This is a genomic window from Salegentibacter tibetensis, assembly GCF_020164485.1.
In the GTDB taxonomy this organism is placed as follows: Bacteria; Bacteroidota; Bacteroidia; order Flavobacteriales; family Flavobacteriaceae; genus Salegentibacter; species Salegentibacter tibetensis.
Genome location: NZ_JAIQZA010000085.1, coordinates 1 through 1,247, shown reverse-complemented (window position 1 = coordinate 1,247; position 1,247 = coordinate 1). Strand labels below are relative to the sequence as shown.

Genomic DNA, 1,247 nt, shown 5'->3' with positions numbered 1-1,247 from the left:
TCACTTTACGCTTCTGCTCCGCTTTTTCGATTTGCAACAAGGGCTCTTTATAGGCCTCTTTATTCTTAAGAATAAAATACGTTGCTATGATGATCTTATGGCTGACCGCTACTAAAGCTTTCTTACTCCCTTTCCGGACCAATAGCTTTTGGTAAAACCTTTTTAGGTAGCCTTCTTTACGACGGGTTGCTCCCCAGGCGGCCTCTACTAATGCCGATTGGAGGTGTTTGTTTCCGTGGATGACGCGGGTGCTTTTTTTTTACCGGCACTCTCATTGCTTCCCGGACTCACCCCTGACCAACTCGCCAGGTGATGCTGGTTTGGAAAGGCATCCATATTGACTCCCACCTCACTGATAATGGCCAGGGCAGTATCTTTTCCCACTCCGTCGATGGTTTGCAAGAGTTCCAATTCCACCTGGTGTTTGGCCGTTACAATAGCGATCTGCTCGTCTAGTTTTTGGATAAGCTTCTCATTCTCGTCAATGGTCTCGCGGATCATCTTTAGCATAAAGCGGTGATGCGGGGTAATGCGTCCGGTTAAAGCCTGGGTCATTTCTTCCCGCGTTGCCTTTACCCGGCCATGAACGTGAGTCAGTAAGCCAGCCACATCATCCTTACCATCAATAATAGCACTAATGATTTTGGAAGCACTTACTCCTTTAACATCACTGACCACACTGCTGAGTTTAATATTGCAGTCCTCGAGCACCTTTATAATCCGGTTGGTCTCCGAGGCCACAAACTGCACTTTCTTCTTTTTATAACGCATCAGGTCCCGAAGTTCCCGGATCTCCCTGGTGGGAATGAAACTAGCTTTTAAAAGACCACTCAGAAGCAGCTTACTCAGCCAGACACTATCCTTCTTGTCAGTCTTATGACCCGGAACGTTCTTTACATGCCGGGCATTGACAAGAATGATCGCGAAATCTTCCTCCAGGATATTAAAAACCGGCTTCCAATAGACGCCGGTGCTTTCCATAGCCACATGGGTAACCCCTTCTTCCTTACACCAATCTCGTAACTCTGTCAAAGAACTTGTATAGGCAGTAAACTGCCTGGTCTGATAATCTTTGCTACTGCTTCTAACGGTAGCAACAATAACATCCTTGTGCACATCTATTCCGCATCCCACGGAAATAACCTGCTCGTAGTCAATTGCTTTCATCCCAATAAGTTTTTACATCACTTAAATTTAAGCAAAAAACTCATCGGTGTTTGCGTGGGCTAAATCATGGGTATTTCATA

At 45.7% G+C, this 1,247-nt stretch carries 1 protein-coding gene; it reads right to left on the bottom strand.

Annotated features, from left to right (window positions below; genetic code table 11):
* Nucleotides 1–207 precede the first annotated feature (207 nt).
* Nucleotides 208–1,167 (bottom strand): IS110 family RNA-guided transposase, encoded by a 960-nt coding sequence (locus LB467_RS18580; RefSeq protein ID WP_224475649.1) that lies wholly within the window; start codon nucleotides 1,165–1,167, stop codon nucleotides 208–210.
* Nucleotides 1,168–1,247: the final 80 nt, after the last annotated feature.